Origin of the sequence: Mesorhizobium cantuariense (genome assembly GCF_042647205.1) — a bacterium.
GTDB classification, from domain to species: Bacteria; Pseudomonadota; Alphaproteobacteria; order Rhizobiales; family Rhizobiaceae; genus Mesorhizobium; species Mesorhizobium cantuariense.
Genome location: NZ_JBHRVD010000001.1, coordinates 2929730 through 2947153 on the forward strand (window position 1 = coordinate 2929730; position 17424 = coordinate 2947153).

Below are 17424 nucleotides of genomic sequence, written 5' to 3' on the forward strand. Positions count from 1 at the left end.
GCAAGACGAGAGGAGATTGATATGTCCAAAACCCTGATTTTCGCCATTCTTGCTTCGGCCGCAGCGCTTCTTGGCTGCCCGGGCATTACCAATGCAGAGGAGGCAAAATCCGCCATGACGACCGAAACGAACGCACTGCCGAACCCGGAAAAGTCCGGCCTGCTGCCGATCAACGGCCTGAATTACTATTATGCCATCTACGGCAAGGGCGAGCCGCTGCTTCTGCTGCATGGCGGTCTTGGCACCACGGACATGTTCGCGCCGATCCTGCCGAAGCTTGCCGAAAACCGCACCATCATCGGTGTCGACCTGCAGGGTCATGGCCGCACCGCACTCGGCGACCGGCCGTTCAGCCTGGAGGCGATGGGCGACGACATGGCTGATATCGTCAAGGCGCTCAGTTACGACAAGGTCGACGTCATGGGCTATTCGCTGGGCGGCGGCGTCGCCTTCCGCATGGCGGTCCAGCATCCCGAAGCGGTGCGCCGCCTCGTCCTGGTGTCGACCGGCTACGCCGCGGATGGTTTCTACGCCGAGATGCGCGGCCAGCAGGCGCAGGTCAGCGCGGCGGCGGCCGATTTCATGAAGGACACGCCGATGTACAAATCCTACATCGCGGTGGCGCCACGTCCGCAGGATTTCCCGAAGCTGCTCGACGCGCTCGGCAACTTCATGCGCCAGGAGTACGACTACTCCACCGACGTCGCCAAGCTGAAGATGCCGGTCATGCTGGCCTATGGCGACAGCGACATGTACAAGCCCGAGCATGAGATCAGGTTCTACCAGATGCTCGGTGGCGGGCTGAAGGACGCCGGCTGGATGCGCGAGAATCTGTCGCAGAACCGCCTGGCGATCCTGCCCAACCGCACCCACTATGACGTCTTCTTCGCCCCCGAACTGACGGCCGCCGCGCTGCCGTTCCTCAACGGCGAGACCAAGGTGAAGACCTGGGACGAAGTGGTCAGCGAAACGGAATGACCGCCTGCCTGCTCCCGCCGGCCGTCTCTCCATGAGGCGGCCGGCGGTTCTGTTTATGAAGCCTTTGCCTTGCGCGGTTGCCTGAGATGTTTGATACCGCTCATCTCGACAAAATTGGTTGCCGCCTCCCAGAGATAGTCTCCGTAGAGAAACGGCTCGAAGGATTCCGTGCCACTCAGCGGCAGAGACGCGATCTCCGCATCGACGCGCGGTTCGTAGAAGAACGGGATCGAGAAGCGCGCCGTCTTCGGGGCAATCACCCGGTGTCGCGTCGCCCTGACGCGGCCACCGGTCCAGCGTTCCAGCAGTTGGCCGAAATTGACCGCCAGCGTGCCGTTGGCCGGTGGCACATCGATCCATTCGTCGGCAAGGTTCTTGGCCTGCAAGCCCTCGACGCCGTCCTGCGCCAGCAAGGTGACGAAGCCGGAATCGGCATGCTCGCGGCCGATGATGCTGCGCGTCTCGCCCTTGTGGACCACCGAAAACTCCGGCCCGCTGGTATCGACACCGGCATTGGCGTCACGCAGGGGATAGCGGATCAGCCGCAGCGTCGAGATGCCATGCTCGAAATAGGCATCGAAGATCGTTTCGGGCAGGCCAAGCCCGCGGGCAATCGAGCGCATCAGCGCGTTGCCCACCGTCTCCATCGCGCGATAATAATCCGCTGCCGCCGCGCGCCAGCCGGGCAAGGCGTCTTCGGCCGGCAAGGGGGTCGGCTCGCACAACGGATCGTCGGAAGCTGAGGCATCAGCCACATGGGCAAGATCCGGCCCCATGTCGATGCCTTCCTTGTAAGAGACGGCTGTCGGCTGCAGCGGGAACCAGCCGCGATAGACGTTCTTCTTCGTGCGGTCGAAATTCCAGCGCAGCAATTTCCGCTTCTCGCGCGTCGGCAAGCGAGAAGATGCGCAGCAATTGTGCGCGTTTGTCCGGCGTCAGCCAGTCGTCGCCGGGAAAGTCCCGGACCGCCATGAAGCCGATCCCGGAGGCGGCCGCCATGATCCTGGCGTCGGTGCGGTCGCGGGCGGGCGAGGGCGGCCCGAACAGGTCCGCAATCTCGATGGTTTCGATGTCCGGCGTCATAGCTTCAGTTCCACCCCATCACCATAATCGATGGCGTTGTATCAAAGCTTTTGAATTGACCCAACCGGTCCGCCGCTACCTTGCCGCTCATCCTCTCCACCAATGGATCCGGATAATGGCAAGATATCAGGGCGGATGCCTGTGCAAGGCGGTGCGCTACCGTGCGGACGCGGCCCCCGTCAACGAACGCGTCTGCCACTGCAGGGTTTGCCAGAAGGCGGTCGGCGCCGCCTTCAACGCACGCGTGCTGTTTCGCATCGACGATTTGACGGTTGACGGGCCACTGGCGACGATAAACTCCTCGCCGGACCTCAAGCGCGGCTTTTGCCCGAGCTGCGGCACGACGATGTTTTCCCGGCGCGATTCCGCAGGCATTATCGGCGTCACCACCGGTTCGCTCGACGACCCGACCGCTTTCAAGCCGCAAATGCACATTTTCACCGCCTCGAGGCAGCCCTGGGTGGTGCTCGATGACGGCCTGCCGCAGCACGAAGGCGCCCCGCCACCAGGCTGAAAGCTTCTTCCTTCTCCCCTTGTGGAGAGAAGGTGTCGCCGAAGGCGACGATGAGGGGTGTTCCAGGGAATGCCGACGTCTCACTCCGCTGGAACACCCCTCATCCGTCTCGGCGCTGCGCGCCGATCCACCTTCTCCCACAGGGGGAGAAGGAAGAGCGCAACCATGACTGAAATTTAATCCAAATCGACACGAGATAGCCGGCAAAGCGTCATTGGCGGGCCATCTTTGTCTCCCTATTTAAGGGGCGCGGGTACGGCATTCGAGGAGACGACGGATGAACGACAGCATCAGCACCCTGGACGAGCTTTTGAGCGATCCGATGGTCCTGCTTGTGATGGAGCGCGATCGTGTGCGCCCCGAACAGGTGCGCATGCTGCTCGAACGGGTTCGCCGGCCTTCCGTCGACGAGCCTGACGTGCCGCCGGCGCATGTGATCGCCAGGGCATGCCAAAAACTCTGGCTCTGCCCCTAACCGCCTTGCGGTTTTCCCTATGAATCTCAAGCCGGCCCCAATGTGGGTCGGTTTTGAATCGCGTGCGTCGCGGCGCACCACCTTACAAATCCGTAAATTGATTATCCCACCCATGACGATAAGGCTTGCCCGGGATTGACCGAATGGTCGGTCCGCCAGCCCGATCTCTCATGCGTGGAATTCGACATTGGCCGACATCTGCACTCAAGGCCTGGACACGGGCTTCGTCGGCTTGGGATTTGCCAAGGTGGCGTTCCTCGGCGTCGTGCAAGGCATCACCGAATTGCTGCCGATCTCGTCGACCGCCCATATGCGCATCGTGCCAGCCGTGCTCGGCTGGCAGGATCCCGGCTCCGCCTTTTCCGCCGCTATGCAGCTCGCGGCCCTTGTCGCGGTGGTCAGCTATTTCTGGAGCGACGTCAGGGATATCCTGTTTGGTTCGCTCGACGCCCTGGCGCGACGCGATTTCGCTGACCGGCATTTCAAGCTGGCGCTGTGGATCGTGCTGGCGACGATCCCGATCGTCATCGCCGGCGTTGCGCTATCGGGCGTGCTCAACGCCTGCAATTCGCCGCTGCGCAGCCTGACGGTGATCGGCTGGGCCTGCATCGCGATGGCGATCCTGCTGGCGCTTGCCGAGATTTTTGCCCGCCACCGCCGCAGCATCGGCGAAGCGTCGCTGACTGACGCGCTGCTCGTCGGCGTCGCCCAGATCGGCGCGCTGATCCCCGGCGTGTCGCGCTCGGGCTCAACCCTGACGGCGGCGCTTGGGCTCGGCTTCAAGCGGGCCGAGGCGGCGCGCTTCTCGTTCCTGCTCGGGCTGCCTGCGATTGCGCTCGCCGGCCTCAAGGAGCTTTGGGAACTGCACAAGGTCCATCTCGACGCCCATGGCTGGTCGGTCCTCGCCGTCGGGCTGGTCGTCGCCTCGATCTCCGCCTTCTTCGCCATATGGGGGCTGATGCGCGTGCTCGAGCGGTTTTCGGCCTGGCCGTTCGTGATCTATCGCGGCCTGCTCGGCGTCGTCCTGCTGCTGGGCGTGGCGATGGGATGGCTTGTCTAAGGGGCTTTCACAGTATCGCTTGAAACGGGCTATATCCGTACCGACCCGAATCTGGATTCCGGTACGCGCATGGATTTCTTGACCCTTCTGCAATTGCTGCCGCTGCTGGCTAAGGGCGCGTTGCCGTCGGTGGCGGCACTCGGCATGGGAATTGGTCAGTGGGTCGCTTCGCTGCCGCCATGCCGGGACTTCGCCTTTGAGGCGACCAGCTATCTCGTTTGCGAGGTTGATCCGAAACGATATCAGGTCGAGCTGTTCTGGAAGGATCCGGCGGGCAAGCCGTTTCAGTCGCTGCACAATCTTCATGCCTCGCAACAGGCGGCCGGGCGCACCATGCTGTTTGGCATCAATGCCGGCATGTATCACCCGAACCTCGCGCCGGTCGGTCTATATGTCGAGCGTGGCCAGCAAATGGCCACGGTGAAGACGGGTTCGGGAAGCGGCAATTTTTCCCTGCAGCCGAACGGCATTTTCTACATGCACGACGGCAAGGCCGCGGTCCGTGCCACCAGGGATTTCGTGAAAAAGCGTCCGAGCGTCGACTATGCGACGCAATCCGGGCCGATGCTGGTGATCGACGGCAAGTTGCATCCGAAGTTCCAGGCCGACGGCACCTCGCGAAAAACCCGCGACGGTGTCGGGGTGCGAAAGGACGGCGTCGCGGTCTTTGCGATTTCGAACGGCACGGTGACCTTCCATGCCTTCGCCCGTCTGTTCCGCGACGCGCTCGGCTGCGAGAACGCGCTGTTCCTCGACGGAACGATATCGAGCCTGTTCGCGCCTGCCATTGGCCGCAGCGACGACTACTGGAATCTCGGGCCGATGATCGGCGTTTTCAGGAAATCCTAGCCGGTTTTCCATCGCCCTTGCCGCACGCTGTATGGGCGAAAAAAAACTTGATTCAAACTTTATTGGTAATTTCTCGTTCATAATCGATCTGGTTTGTCCGTCGGCTGTCGTTTCGCCCTCGGTCTGTTGTGTTTTGAGTACAGGTCCAGATGCGGATTTCGGGCGCCATCAGTTTCTTGATCGCATCGCTATGCCTTGCCGGCTGCTCGTCGACGGCCGGCGTCGACGCGCTGGATTTGCAGAAGCCGTCGAGCGAGACCACCAGTTCCGTGATCCGGCCGCCGGCACCTATAGCGGCCGTCCCGCAGGCAATGGCCAGACGCGCGACGAGGGCCGAAATGGCGCCCATGTCTGACAATGCCCCGGACGAAAGTCCACGGCCCTTCGGGCTGGCGGAGGAACAAACGGTGGCGCTTTCAGCGCCTGAACCGTCCGATAGCGTCGAGCCCTCAATCGAGCCGGCGGCCCTGGTATCGCCGCCGAGGCTGCTGAGCCGCGCGGCACCCCCGATGCTTGCCGGGCCGGTCACCCGCTACGGTTTTCGCGATGCCAAGCCGATCAATTTCGGCAAGGGTTCGCCCCGCCACCTTGCCGTGCACGGCGTCGACGTCTCGCGCTGGCAGGGCAACGTCAACTGGAACAAGCTGCGCGCCCAGGGCGCCAACTTCGCCTACATCAAGGCGACCGACGGTGGCGACCACCTCGATCCGATGTTCACCAGGAACTGGCGCAATGCCGACGCCGCCGGCCTGAAGCGCGGCGCCTATCATTTCTTCTACTGGTGCCGCACGGCCGGCGAGCAGGCCGACTGGTTCATCCGCAACGTGCCCAGGGTCGAAGGCGCGCTGCCGCCGGTGATCGACGTCGAGTGGAACGGCGAGTCCAGCTGCAAGCGGCGGCCGTCGCGCGAAAAGGTGCTGGAGAAGATGCAGGTGTTCATGGACAGGCTGGAGCGCCACTACGGCCAGCGGCCCATCATCTACACCGCGCCTGACTTCTACCGCGACAATCTGCGCGGCGCCTTCCTCGATTATCCGTTCTGGCTGCGGGCCGTGGCGCGGCACCCGTCAAAGGTCTACCCCGACCGCAAATGGCTGTTCTGGCAATATTCCGGCTCCGGCCTGTCGCACGGCGTCACCGGCCGCATCGACCTCAACGTCTTCCACGGCGACGAACGCGCCTGGCGCGCCTGGGCTGGCGGACGGCAGACCGTAGCCGACGCCAACTGAAACAAGTCCATCAGGCGCGGCGTCCTTCGCTCTCCCGGTGTCCGCTGTCTGGGAGAGCACCCAATCCCTGAACACCTTGATCTTCGGCGTGTTGCGGCGACTTTCCAGATGCACCAGCCAATAGCCATCGCCATCAGATCCGACGACTTCGAACGGCTGTAGCAACTGTCCCTTTGCAAGCAGGGCGCTGTAGAGGTTGTGCGTGAGGATTGCAGCGCCCTGATCGGTCAGTGCGGCCATCGCGTCGTAAGCCTGGCCACCGAGTGCCGGACCGGCGATGACGCGATCACGATCGAAGACCGCACCGGCTGCTTCAAACCAGGTTTTCCACCAGGGGTCGTCAGGACCGCATAGCGCTACCTTGTAGAGATCCTCAGGGTGCCGAATACCGCCCACGCTTTCGGCCAGTTCTGGACTGAGCATTGGCGTGTAATCCGCCTTGAACAGATAATGAGCCGCCAGGCCGGGCCATTTTCCAGTGCCGGTTCGAATGCCGATATCCATGTCCTCGCGCGCGAAATCCACCAGCCGGGACGATGTATCCACCTTCACGGCGAGATCGGGATGCATCAACTGGAATGTTCCAAGCCATACGGCCAGCCAGTTCGATGCAAATGTTGCCATGGTTGTGACGGAAAGCACGCCGGCCGCTCCGCCCTTGGTGGCGACCCACGCATCCGCCAGGGCTGAGAACGCGCCCGTTGCGTGCGGCGCCAGCTGCTGTCCTGCCTCGGTCAAGGCGATTTGCCTTGTTTTTCTTATGAAAAGCGGCGTTCCGGCGCGTTCTTCCAGCACCTTGATCTGATAGCTGGCGGCTGACTGGGTCATGCCGAGTTCTTCGGCGGCTTTGGTGAAACTGCCCAGCCGCGCCGCGGCTTCAAACACCCTGATAGCGCCTAACGGCGGTAGCTCCCAACTCATGACACATCAATCCTCCTGATGCATGGTACTCGACGTTCGATTGGAATCCAAGGCTGCAAACAGGCATGCTCTGTTCATCAACTCGAACCCGAAAGGACATGGCAATGACCTTCATCACCTCGCACGGCACGTTTCGTCGTCCGATCCTCGACCTTTTCGCCGCTCCCTTCAGGACCCGCTCACGCGGCCTGCTTGACCAGCGTGCGCTGTCGGACCATTTCAAGCGCGATATCGGCTTGCTCGATGGGCACGCTTCCGCCGGCAGCATTCGCTAAGGAAACTCTTTGACCAACATCGATGCAGGGGAGGACAAGATGGGTGTGTCATCGGATGCTCTGACGAAGAGCCGTCAAACGATCAGTGCTTATGAGGACTATGCGGAACAGTATGATGCCATCGTGCGCCATGTTCCCAACGAGAGAGAGCAGGCATCGCTGAAGCGCCTTGTGGCGATCGCCGGCACAGGCGGTCGGATTCTGGAAGTCGGATCCGGTGCTGGATACGATGCCGATTTTCTCGAGAATTTGGGCGTCAAGGTTCGGCGCACCGATGCAACCAAGCGGTTTCTGGAGCTGCAGGCCGCGCGCGGCAAGAAGGGTGAGCTCCTCGATCTCCTCACCGACGATCTCGGCGGCCCCTACGACGCGGTCCTGGCCCTGTGCGTCCTGATCCATGTGCCGCGCGACCAGACCGACCAGGTGCTTGCCAAGATAGCCGGGTCGCTGCGGCCGGGCGGCGTCTTTCTCGTCTCGATGCGCAATGGCGATGGCGAGACATCAGGCGAATATCACAGGGTCTACTGGCGCAGGGACGATTTCGCGGCCCGCCTCGAAAGCGCCGGGCTGGTTCTGATCAGGGATGATTTCAACGTCGGCCGCGATAGCGAAGAATGGAACACGTTCCTGGCCGTGAGGCCAGCATGACCGTCGCTTCCTCTCCCAAAACAGGTGGAAGGAAGCGCTCCCGTCACACCTGGTTGATCATCGCCTCGATATTGTATCCATCCGGATCCAGCACGAAGCAGGCGTAGTAGTTCTCCGCATAGTCCGGGCGCGGCCCGGGCGCGCCATTCTCTTTCGCACCGGCCTCGAGTGCTGCACGATAGAATGCATCGACCTCTGCCTTGCTGGCGACCCGGAAAGCGACATGCAGATGGGTGAGCGGCTGCTTCTCGTTCGTTCGCTGGATCTCGAACAGGCAGCCATTGCCGACATCAAAAGCCCAGAACACGCCCTCTTTGCCAAAGGAGAGGCGATACCCCAGCGGCGCGAAAGCGCGTTCGTAGAAGAGCTTGCTCTTCTCCAGGTCGCCAACTTCGATGGTCATATGATCAATCATGTTGTCTTCCAGGGATTTCGAGCGCGCGGGATGACTGCCGCTGCGGTGGATGCTCAACAATGGTGGCGACGTCAAGGGCGGCGATACGCCGGGCCAGCACGCGCCAGCCGGCATGACGTTCCGACGCCGACTTGCGCTCGGGCATATTCGGTTGGCTGACCACTTTAGACTCTGCGAAAATACAAGACATTGCCGCCGCCATGCTGTCTATCTGAAGGCTCCTGCACTCCTGGGGGGAGACGAGTTGGAACTCAAGATTATGCTTGTCGGCTTTGCCTGCGTGGTCGCGGGCATGTTGTCGCTCATCACCTTCCTGAAATGGCGAGAGGTGAAGGCACTCAGCCGCTGGCTGCCGACGCCGGGAAAGATCATCTCTTCGCGCGTCGAAGCCCGTGAAGTGAGACGCTCGGGCGTTGGCTCGGACAGCACTGATACCACCGAAATGCGCAATTTTCCGGCGATCACCTTTGAATACAAGGTCGGCGGCAAGAAATTTCAAAGCTCACGCTACAGCGTGAAGGAGAATTTGGGGAATTTCGAAGTCGCCGAAACCCTTGCCCAGTTTCCGCGAGGCGCGGAGGTGACTGCCTTCTACAATCCGGCCGATCCGAGCAAAGCCGTGATCGAGCGCACCATGCCGGACGGCGCCTTCAAGTTCATGGTCCAGCTTTCGGCCGGACTGGTGGTCGGCGCACTGGTGCTGGTGTTTTCCGTCGGCGGCGTGCTGGAGGCGATCGGCCCGCATCTGCCCAAGCCGCAGAACCTCGGGGCGGGAGCGCTGCTACTGTTCATGGGGCTGTTTATCCTGCGCATGGGTTTCGCCCAGAAATCGCTAGCCGAGCAGGCTGCAAAATGGCCGGTCACCGCCGGCCGCATCGATGCCTCGGGCCTGCAGGCGCTTCGAACCCATTCAGGCTATCGACGCTGGCGCACCGTCTTCAAATCCCGCATCGTCTACTCCTATGGCGTCGCCGGCCAGCGCTACAGCGCCGATCGTGTGACCTTCGGCGCCACCGTGACGGCTTCGTTGCCCGGCCTCGTCGGCGGCCAGGCACGAGAGTATGTCGAGGGCAGCAAGGTCGACGTGTACTATGACCCCGCCAACCCCGGCTCGGCGGTGCTCGAATGCCGGGTGCGCGGGCTCTGGATGCTGTGGGTCTGTTCGGCTGGCTTTCTCGGCGGCGCTGCGTTTCTGGTCGGGCTGCTCTGAGCGTGGCCTTCATGACGCTTCCAGGGCATTTCCGATGATCACCCGCAGACTGGCCTTCGTCCTCCTGGGGCTGCTCGGCCCGATGCAGGCGGCCTTTGCAAAAGACTGCCTGCTGAGCCACGCCACCTATCGGGAGCCGCGCTCGGCGCCGTCATGCAATTCCGGCCGCTCGCCAACGAGCCGGCGGCGCTGACGACGCAAGTGTTTTCGCTGACCGTGCCCAACACCGGCACAAGCCTGCCGGCCGACATCACCTGGACCAACGGCAGGAATTCCTTTCCGCTCGGCACCATCCGCCACACCTGCACCGACGATGACCGCGAAGCGGGGCTGCAGGACGGCAGCGGGCTGTGCAGGATATGGGATGGACAGGTCTATGCCTTGACCGGCGGTGGCGCCGAGCAGCTGAATTCGCGCGAAGCGACACCGGCGCCGAAAGGGCTGCTTTTGCCCGATTTCGGCGTGGCTTTCGCCGAAGGAGCCGATTTCGCCAATGCCAATCCCGAGGGTTCGGCGTCGGACGCCTTCACTTTGACAGGATGCAGCAATGAATAGCGCCATGAGATCGATTATCTGGGCCAGCGCCCTGCTTGCATCTGCGACGATATCCGCCGTGGCGCGGGCTGACGAGCCGGCGCCCTCGCGCCCGCCCATCGACAAATGCGTCTGGGAGAGGCTTTCCGACAAGACTGTTGGGCTGGCCGCCTGGGTGCAACGCTGCGACTTCGGCTTCCGCCAGATTCACTTCGAATTCGCCGGCAATGCGCTTGCCATCAAATACAGCGATGGCGGCGCGGCCGACCCTCTTGTCGAGGTCTTCGACATCATATCAGGTGAAACCGCCGAGGCTGCCTTGCAGCGCCTGTTCCTGGAAAAGACCGACAAGACGGTCAGCGCGCGCTGCGTGCTGGCGCCCTACACCGAGGGCACCGTACCCGCCGGCATCAAACGCTACACATTCAGCCCCGACGCCGCCTATGCGAAAGAGCTGAAAGCGCTTGCCAGCCCCGATGAAGTCCCCGAACCGCCCTGCGGCGCCTGGGGCGAAATGCCTGACGGCATCCAGTATTTCGAGGTGCCTGCGGGTGAGGCGCGCAAAGTGCTGTTCGTCCGCATCGGCCAGGACGAGCCGCTGTTCGATGAGCAGACGTTGCAGGTCTTGCCGGCGGAATAGGCGCTGAGGTCAGAGGCTGATCCGGATTGAATGGATCGCAGCAGCGCCTTCTATGCCTCTACGTACTCCGCGAGGCTGACACCTTTGGGCACGTCCAGCCCATCGGCGCGCAAACCTTCGATGTGAAAGCGTATTGCGTCGCGAATCTCGGTTTCTACCTCAGGGACTGTCGCGCCGGTTGCGATGCAGCCTGGCAGGTCCGGCACATAGGCAGAAAAATTATTCCCTGCTTTTTCGATTACTACCGCGTAACGCATGTCATGACTCCTTCAAACCGGACTGCTTGAGGATGCTGTTCAGTGTCCCTGGCGCAACCTCTTCAGACGGCTTGCCGGCCACGGTGACGCGGCCGGCTTTGATCTTGTGCTTATATTGGCGATGACTGCCTTTGGTTGCAACCAGATACCAGCCGTCAGCCTCCAGCAGGCGAATGACTTCGCGAACCGTAAGCCGAGGCGGCATCAGTTCTCAGCTGCACCCGCTCGTCGCGCCGCACGTGTCGCACTTCTCGCAAGTCCCGTTCCGCACCATGGTAAAATTCTGGCACTCGGAGCAGGAATTGCCGGTGTAGCCCTGCAGCAGCGACCTGGCGCGGCGGTCGTTGGCGAGTTTCTTCGCCTCGGCCGCTTCATTGGCGGCGGCGTCGGTGAATAGCGCCGCCGTGGTGTCGGACGCAGCACCCACCGCCTCCTCGAAGGCGATGTCCTCGGCCAGTTCCTTCGCCCGCTCCTCATAGTCGCGCTTGTAGGCGACCGCTTCGTCGCTGGCCGGTTTCAGCGCCAGCACGTTGGAGCCGGAGAAGGCGGTCGGCACTGAGCGGGCAGGGGTGCCCGAGGGCGCCGCAAAGCCTTTCGGATCGTTGCCGCTCACCCGCGACACCAGCTTCACCGGCGAGGCGCCACGGGTCAGGCCCTTGGAGACGGCGTCGGTCTTGCCTTCGCTGATGCCACGGCCAAGCGCGGTGTTGGAAAAGTCCGACTGGTCGACATGGGCGAGGTCGTTGCGGCCGAGATAGGAGATCGCCAGCTCGCGGAACACGTAGTCGAGGATCGACGTCGCGCTCTTGATGGCGTCGTTACCCTGCACTATACCGGCCGGCTCGAACTTGGTGAAGGTAAAGGCGTGCACATATTCGTCGAGCGGCACGCCGTACTGCAGGCCGAGCGAGATGGCGATGGCGAAGTTGTTGAGAAGGCCACGCAGCGTCGCGCCTTCCTTGTTCATGTCGATGAAGATCTCGCCGAGACGGCCATCGTCATATTCGCCGGTGCGCAGGAAGATGGTGTTGCCACCGATCTTGGCCTTCTGCGTGTAGCCCTTGCGGCGGCCGGGCAGCTTTTCCTGCTCGCGCGACACACGCTCGATGATGCGCTCGACGATCCGCTCGGTGATCTGTGCCGCGCGGGCCGCCGCCGGTGCGGCGATCAGCTGCTCCAGGGCTTCATCCTCGTCGTCCTCGCCATCGGCGAGCAGCGAGGAATTGAGCGGCTGCGACAGCTTCGAGCCGTCGCGGTAGAGCGCGTTGGCCTTCAGCGCCAGCTTCCACGACAGCATGTAGGCGCCCTTGGCGTCTTCCACCGTCGCATCGTTGGGCATGTTGATGGTCTTGGAGATGGCGCCGGAGATGAAGGGCTGCGCTGCCGCCATCATCTGGATGTGGCTGTTGATCGACAGCGAGCGCTTGCCGATCTTGCCGCACGGGCTGGCGCAGTCGAACACAGCGAGATGTTCGGCCTTGAGGAAGGGCGCGCCTTCCAGCGTCATCGCACCGCAGACATGGATGTTGGCGGCCTCGATGTCCTTGCGGGAGAAGCCCAGCGCCGGCAGGATCTCGAACGAGAAATCGTTGAGCTGCTCGTCGGTGAAGCCAAACGTCTCCTTCACCCAGTCGGCGCCGAGCGTCCACTGGTTGAAGACGAACTTGATGTCGAAGGCCGACTTCAGCGCCGCGTTGAGCGCCACGATCTTGTCGTCGGTGAAACCCTTGGCCTTGAGCGCGCCGGGGTTGATTGCCGGCGCCTGGTTGAGGTTGCCGTGGCCGACCGCATAGGCCTCCATCTCGCCGATCTGGGCTTCGGAGTAGCCGAGCGTGCGCAGCGCCTCCGGCACGGCGCGGTTGATGATCTTGAAATAGCCGCCGCCGGCCAGCTTCTTGAACTTCACCAGCGCGAAGTCAGGCTCGATGCCAGTGGTGTCGCAATCCATGACCAGGCCGATCGTGCCGGTCGGCGCGATCACGGTTGCCTGCGCATTGCGGTAGCCGTGCTCTTCGCCGAGCTCGATGGCGCGGTCCCAGGCGGCCTTGGCGTGGGTCGCAAGGTCCTGCTGCTTCAGGTCGGAAGCGACCAGCGGCACCGGGTTGACGGCGAGCTTCTCATAGCCCTGCTTCTCGCCATAGGCGGCACGGCGATGGTTGCGCATGACGCGCAGCATGTTTTGCGCATTGCGGTCGTAGTCGGCGAAGGCGCCGAGCTCGGAAGCCATCTCGGCCGAAGTGGCGTAGGCAACGCCGGTCATGATCGCGGTGAGGGCGGCGCAGATGGCGCGGCCCTCGTCGGAATCGTAGGGAATGCCTGATGTCATCAGCAGGCCGCCAATGTTGGCATAGCCGAGGCCGAGCGTGCGGTATTCGTAGGACTGCTTGGCGATCTCCTTCGACGGGAACTGCGCCATCATGACGGAGATTTCCAGAACGACGGTCCACAGCCGCACGGTGTGCTCGTAGGCTGCGATATCGATGGTGCCGTCCGCGTTGCGGTAGGGCAGCAGGTTGATCGAGGCGAGGTTGCAGGCCGTGTCGTCGAGGAACATGTATTCCGAGCACGGATTGGACGCCCGGATCGCACCGGCGGACGCGCAGGTATGCCAGTCGTTCATCGTCGTGTTGAAGTGCAGGCCGGGATCTGCGGACGCCCATGCGGCGTAGCCGATCTTTTCCCAGAGATCCCTGGCCTTCAGCGTCTTCATCACCTTGCCGTCCTTGCGGGCGGTCAGGTGCCAGTCGGCATCGTCTTCGACGGCGCGCAGGAAATTGTCCTTCAGCGACACCGAATTGTTGGAGTTCTGGCCGGATACGGTGAGATAGGCATCCGAATCCCAGTCGGTGTCGTAGGTCTTGAACGACATCTGGGAGTAGCCTTGCTTGGCGAACTGGATGACGCGGTAGATGTAGTTCTCCGGCACGGCGGACTTCTTGGCCGCCTTGATCTCGCGCTTCAGCGCGGTGTTGACCGACGGGTCGAAGCAGTCGTCGCCATTGCCTTCGCAGTTGACGCAGGCCTTCATGATCGCTTCGAGATGCTTCTTGACGATCTTGGAGCCGGTCACCAGCGAGGCGACCTTCTGCTCTTCATTGACCTTCCAGTCGATGAATTCCTCGATATCGGGGTGGTCGGCGTCGACAATGACCATTTTCGCGGCGCGGCGCGTCGTGCCGCCCGACTTGATGGCGCCCGCCGCGCGGTCGCCGATCTTGAGGAAGCTCATCAGGCCGGACGAGCGGCCGCCGCCCGACAGCTTTTCGCCTTCGCCGCGCAGCAGCGAGAAGTTGGAGCCGGTGCCTGAGCCGTATTTGAACAGGCGCGCTTCACGCACCCAAAGGTCCATGATGCCGCCCTCGTTGACGAGGTCGTCCTGCACGCCCTGGATGAAGCAGGCATGCGGCTGCGGATGCTCGTAGGAGGACTTCGACTTGGTCAGCTTGCCGGTGAACGGGTCGACATAGAAATGGCCCTGGCTCGGGCCGTCGATGCCATAAGCCCAATGCAAACCGGTGTTGAACCATTGCGGCGAATTCGGCGCCACGCGCTGGGTGGCCAGCATGTATGCAAGCTCGTCACGGAAAGCGCGCGCGTCTTCCTCCGACGCCTTGAAGTAGCCGCCCTTCCAGCCCCAATAGGTCCAGGTGCCCGCCAGCCGGTCGAAGACCTGGCGGGCGTCGATCTCGGAGCCGTAGCGCTCGGCTTCCGGCAGCTTGGCCAGTTCGGCCTCATCGGCGACGGAGCGCCACAGGAAGGAGGGGACATCGTTCTCCTCGATCTTCTTCAGGCGCGCGGGGACACCGGCCTTGCGGAAATACTTCTGCGCCAGGATGTCGGCGGCAACCTGGGAGAACTGCGCCGGCACGTCGATATTGTCCAAGCGGAACACCACCGAACCATCCGGATTCTTGATCTCCGAAAGCGCCTTGCGGAATTCGATCTCCGCATAGGCAGATTGTCCTGGCTTGGTGAAACGACGCTCGATGCGCATTGGTCCGGTCCCTTTTGTCTATATATAGCGCTTTTCCCCAGGGATTTCTGCCCCCCGATGCGAAACGCGCATGTCCGCCGTCTGCCGGCGTTCGAAAACGGCCGGCTCTCCATTTCGCAGTCTTCGCCGGCCCTGCTGGTCAAACTCCTTGCGAAGTGCCTGTCCAACGCGCTGACGAACCCTGCGGGTCCTCAAAACTGATTTTTTTCGATTCCCTCGCTCGAGGGAAATTCACACTATCTAGCGTCGAACCTACCTGCAAACACTAAATATAGTATTAACAGACAATTTATTCAAGTCCGGCAATTGTCCCTATCGTCCCCAACCGCCCCACAATTCCAACGCTTCCGCCGGCCTCGTAAACAGGCGGAAATGCGAGCAAAACGCACATAATCCGGGAAAAAGACCGGGCTCAGAACTTTCCGGTCGCACTCTCAACAGGAGCGCATGGCCTATAAAAGGCGACTCGTTTTGCGTCGTCAAGGATTCGTTTGCGTAGCTTTTGTGACCCCAACATCTTGTGTGTCACATATGTGGATAACGGGGATAGAATGGCGGTGCAGCGATCGCGATTTTGTCGCCGGCGGGCAGCGCAGGTGCGGCAACGATCCAAAGTGTCGTGAGGCGCGAGCCTGCCAACCACCGCGTCCCGGGAGGATCAGCCGTAATGCAGCCTGGGTTTTGGCTCGGTGCTGGTGAACTGCACCCCAATACGGTCGTTACGCCGCCAGCGGACCTCGCACCGATAGGCAATGCCGTCGAGCGGCACATAGAGAAGAAAGCGATCGGGAACCCGGGCTTCGAGCGGTATCTTCAGTTCGGCGCCACCTTCGTGCTGATTGCGCAGCGTGCAACCGACTTCCGAATTCGAAATTCCGGTGATGATCGAACCGCCCTTGAGCACGCGCGGACGATGCTCGCGCTGGGGCTCGTCGGACTCGTCCGGAATTGGATTTGCAGGGTTCGCCATCGATGAAAATACCAGAGCTGCCGAATCGTACCCTCGATTACTTAGCAAAGCATTCACGTCGATGCGCGGCAATGTGTGTCTGCCTTTGCAAACCGTTTGCAAAGGGCGCGGTGTGGCCGCCCGTCAGGGGAAGCTGTGCGGGTCGGCGCAGAAATAAGCGATGATCTGGCAAAGATCGGGTTCGTTGATCATGCGCACCGCTTCGCTGGAACGGACCCATTTGCGGGTGCGGGAGTGTTTTTCCTTCCAGCGGTCGGCGATCTTGTCGACGTGCAGCGGGAACACCAGGACCTCGCACGGCACTTCTTCGCCGGAAGCCAGCACCTTGGCGTAGAAGTAACGGCCGGCTTCGAGATGAGAGACACTGCCGCGCAGCCCGGCTTCCTCGCCGGCCTCGCGCGCTGCGGCCTCGCACAGTGGCTCCCTGGCCTCGGGCCAACCCTTAGGCAACACCCATCGACCGGTATCGCGGCTGGTGATCAGCATGATCTCGACACCGTTCCCGGTATCGCGCCAAGGCAGGGCGGCAACCTGCAGGCGGCACGGCGCCGTGCCGAAGAGCCGTCGGACCCTTTCGGCCAGATGATTGTGTGTCGTTGGCCTCGTCAACATCGAAGAAGCTAGCCCCAGCCTCCAGAATCGTTTGCCGTCTTACAAATCTTACGGCTAATTGTCGGCAATAAAAGTAAAAATTTCATTCGCCTGGCTGATTTCCACCAATAGGCGTCGATTTCGCAAAATATCCTACCTGCCGGGCCCGTTTGCGAAAGCAAATCATGCCCGGCGCAAGCTGCTTGTATGTAACAGGCAGGTTGTTGCGAATCAGCCGGCGTGGTCGTCGGCGATCGGCTTCTGGTAGGTGAAGCCCATGTCCCATGGGAAATAGATCCAGGTGTCCTGGCTGACTTCGGTGACGAAAGTATCGACCAGCGGCCGGCCTTTCGGCTTGGCGTAGACGGTGGCGAAATGCGCCTTGGGCATCATCGCGCGCACGATGCCCGCCGTCTTGCCGGTGTCGGTCAGGTCGTCGATGATCAGCACGCCGGCGCCGTCATCGACGAGTAGGGCGGGGGTGATCTCTTTGAGGACCTGCAGCTGCCCCTGGCTCGTATAGTCGTGATAGGAGGCGACGCAGACCGTCTCGATGACGCGGATGCCGAGTTCGCGCGAGATGATCGCCGCGGGGACCAGCCCGCCTCGCGTGATGCAGACGATCGCTTTCCACTGCCCCTTGTTGGCGCCGGCCAGCCGCCAGGCGAGCGCGCGGGCGTCGCGATGGAACTGGTCCCAGGAGACCGGAAAGGCTTTTTCGGGAAGGGACATGTCGCGCACTCCGCAGCACGCGGGGATCGCGCGCAAGAAAACAGGGGAA

20 protein-coding genes and 1 pseudogene are annotated in these 17424 nt (G+C 62.2%); 11 read left to right on the plus strand and 10 right to left on the minus strand.

The genetic code is table 11. From position 1 onward, the window contains the following. Positions 1 to 21 precede the first annotated feature (21 nt). On the plus strand, positions 22 to 978 hold the full coding sequence (locus ACFOJ9_RS13875) for an alpha/beta fold hydrolase (protein ID WP_378979381.1): 957 nt from the start codon (positions 22 to 24) through the stop codon (positions 976 to 978). A gap of 53 nt (positions 979 to 1031) precedes the next feature. Here ACFOJ9_RS13875 and ACFOJ9_RS13880 read toward each other — a convergent pair whose 3' ends face one another. Both ACFOJ9_RS13880 and ACFOJ9_RS13885 read right to left on the minus strand, forming a co-directional pair. Then, positions 1032 to 1754 carry a 2OG-Fe(II) oxygenase family protein gene (locus ACFOJ9_RS13880; protein WP_378987760.1) on the minus strand — a complete coding sequence of 241 codons (723 nt, stop codon included), beginning with the start codon at positions 1752 to 1754 and terminating at the stop codon, positions 1032 to 1034. Then, positions 1726 to 2061: a hypothetical protein gene (locus tag ACFOJ9_RS13885; protein ID WP_378979382.1), complete on the minus strand. Its 336-nt coding sequence runs from the start codon at positions 2059 to 2061 to the stop codon at positions 1726 to 1728. The genes ACFOJ9_RS13880 and ACFOJ9_RS13885 overlap by 29 nt, the downstream gene beginning before the upstream one ends. A gap of 115 nt (positions 2062 to 2176) precedes the next feature. Here ACFOJ9_RS13885 and ACFOJ9_RS13890 point away from each other — a divergent pair, with 115 nt between their 5' ends. The 5 genes from ACFOJ9_RS13890 to ACFOJ9_RS13910 all read left to right on the plus strand — a co-directional run bounded on the left by ACFOJ9_RS13890 (position 2177) and on the right by ACFOJ9_RS13910 (position 6188). Further along, entirely contained in the window at positions 2177 to 2575 is a 399-nt protein-coding gene (locus tag ACFOJ9_RS13890; RefSeq protein ID WP_378979383.1) for a GFA family protein, read from the plus strand. A gap of 277 nt (positions 2576 to 2852) precedes the next feature. Continuing rightward, positions 2853 to 3050, plus strand: coding sequence for a hypothetical protein (locus ACFOJ9_RS13895; RefSeq protein WP_136617393.1), 198 nt, complete (start codon positions 2853 to 2855; stop codon positions 3048 to 3050). A gap of 187 nt (positions 3051 to 3237) precedes the next feature. Beyond that, the gene (locus ACFOJ9_RS13900; RefSeq protein ID WP_378979384.1) at positions 3238 to 4110 is read left to right on the plus strand and encodes an undecaprenyl-diphosphate phosphatase; all 873 of its coding nucleotides are present in this window, start codon (positions 3238 to 3240) and stop codon (positions 4108 to 4110) included. 69 nt (positions 4111 to 4179) lie between these two features. Continuing rightward, the gene (locus ACFOJ9_RS13905) at positions 4180 to 4959 is read left to right on the plus strand and encodes a phosphodiester glycosidase family protein (protein WP_378979385.1); all 780 of its coding nucleotides are present in this window, start codon (positions 4180 to 4182) and stop codon (positions 4957 to 4959) included. A gap of 149 nt (positions 4960 to 5108) precedes the next feature. Further along, a complete protein-coding gene (locus ACFOJ9_RS13910; protein WP_378979386.1) occupies positions 5109 to 6188 on the plus strand; it encodes a glycoside hydrolase family 25 protein in 1080 nt (359 codons plus the stop codon). A gap of 10 nt (positions 6189 to 6198) precedes the next feature. On the opposite strand, the pseudogene ACFOJ9_RS13915 reads toward ACFOJ9_RS13910, so the two are convergent. Next, a pseudogene (locus ACFOJ9_RS13915) lies at positions 6199 to 7109 on the minus strand (LysR family transcriptional regulator). 104 nt (positions 7110 to 7213) lie between these two features. Between ACFOJ9_RS13915 and ACFOJ9_RS13920 the strand changes: the two are divergent. Further along, positions 7214 to 7384, plus strand: coding sequence for a hypothetical protein (locus ACFOJ9_RS13920; RefSeq protein ID WP_378979387.1), 171 nt, complete (start codon positions 7214 to 7216; stop codon positions 7382 to 7384). Between the two features lie 39 nt (positions 7385 to 7423). Next, a complete protein-coding gene (locus ACFOJ9_RS13925; protein WP_378987763.1) occupies positions 7424 to 8032 on the plus strand; it encodes a class I SAM-dependent DNA methyltransferase in 609 nt (202 codons plus the stop codon). A gap of 43 nt (positions 8033 to 8075) precedes the next feature. Here the strand turns inward: ACFOJ9_RS13925 and ACFOJ9_RS13930 are convergent, their stop codons facing one another. Then, positions 8076 to 8447 carry a VOC family protein gene (locus tag ACFOJ9_RS13930; protein WP_378987766.1) on the minus strand — a complete coding sequence of 124 codons (372 nt, stop codon included), beginning with the start codon at positions 8445 to 8447 and terminating at the stop codon, positions 8076 to 8078. 244 nt (positions 8448 to 8691) lie between these two features. Here ACFOJ9_RS13930 and ACFOJ9_RS13935 point away from each other — a divergent pair, with 244 nt between their 5' ends. From ACFOJ9_RS13935 to ACFOJ9_RS13945, 3 genes are all read left to right on the plus strand, one after another. Further along, positions 8692 to 9657 carry a DUF3592 domain-containing protein gene (locus tag ACFOJ9_RS13935; protein WP_378979388.1) on the plus strand — a complete coding sequence of 322 codons (966 nt, stop codon included), beginning with the start codon at positions 8692 to 8694 and terminating at the stop codon, positions 9655 to 9657. Positions 9658 to 9810: 153 nt separating this feature from the next. Further along, positions 9811 to 10212: a hypothetical protein gene (locus ACFOJ9_RS13940; RefSeq protein WP_378979389.1), complete on the plus strand. Its 402-nt coding sequence runs from the start codon at positions 9811 to 9813 to the stop codon at positions 10210 to 10212. A 4-nt stretch (positions 10213 to 10216) separates the two neighbouring features. Then, positions 10217 to 10831, plus strand: a complete 615-nt coding sequence (locus tag ACFOJ9_RS13945; protein ID WP_378979390.1) for a hypothetical protein — start codon at positions 10217 to 10219, stop codon at positions 10829 to 10831. A 50-nt stretch (positions 10832 to 10881) separates the two neighbouring features. Here the strand turns inward: ACFOJ9_RS13945 and ACFOJ9_RS13950 are convergent, their stop codons facing one another. From ACFOJ9_RS13950 to gpt, 6 genes are all read right to left on the minus strand, one after another. Further along, on the minus strand, positions 10882 to 11088 hold the full coding sequence (locus ACFOJ9_RS13950; protein ID WP_024504399.1) for a type II toxin-antitoxin system HicB family antitoxin: 207 nt from the start codon (positions 11086 to 11088) through the stop codon (positions 10882 to 10884). Position 11089: 1 nt separating this feature from the next. After that, positions 11090 to 11293, minus strand: a complete 204-nt coding sequence (locus ACFOJ9_RS13955; protein ID WP_378979391.1) for a type II toxin-antitoxin system HicA family toxin — start codon at positions 11291 to 11293, stop codon at positions 11090 to 11092. A 6-nt stretch (positions 11294 to 11299) separates the two neighbouring features. Beyond that, positions 11300 to 15082: a vitamin B12-dependent ribonucleotide reductase gene (locus tag ACFOJ9_RS13960; protein WP_378979392.1), complete on the minus strand. Its 3783-nt coding sequence runs from the start codon at positions 15080 to 15082 to the stop codon at positions 11300 to 11302. A 658-nt stretch (positions 15083 to 15740) separates the two neighbouring features. Further along, positions 15741 to 16052 carry a PilZ domain-containing protein gene (locus ACFOJ9_RS13965; RefSeq protein WP_378987769.1) on the minus strand — a complete coding sequence of 104 codons (312 nt, stop codon included), beginning with the start codon at positions 16050 to 16052 and terminating at the stop codon, positions 15741 to 15743. 123 nt (positions 16053 to 16175) lie between these two features. Further along, a complete protein-coding gene (locus ACFOJ9_RS13970) occupies positions 16176 to 16664 on the minus strand; it encodes an NUDIX hydrolase (protein ID WP_378979393.1) in 489 nt (162 codons plus the stop codon). 210 nt (positions 16665 to 16874) lie between these two features. Beyond that, positions 16875 to 17375: a xanthine phosphoribosyltransferase gene (gpt, locus tag ACFOJ9_RS13975; RefSeq protein WP_120017341.1), complete on the minus strand. Its 501-nt coding sequence runs from the start codon at positions 17373 to 17375 to the stop codon at positions 16875 to 16877. Between the last annotated feature and the right edge of the window lie 49 nt (positions 17376 to 17424).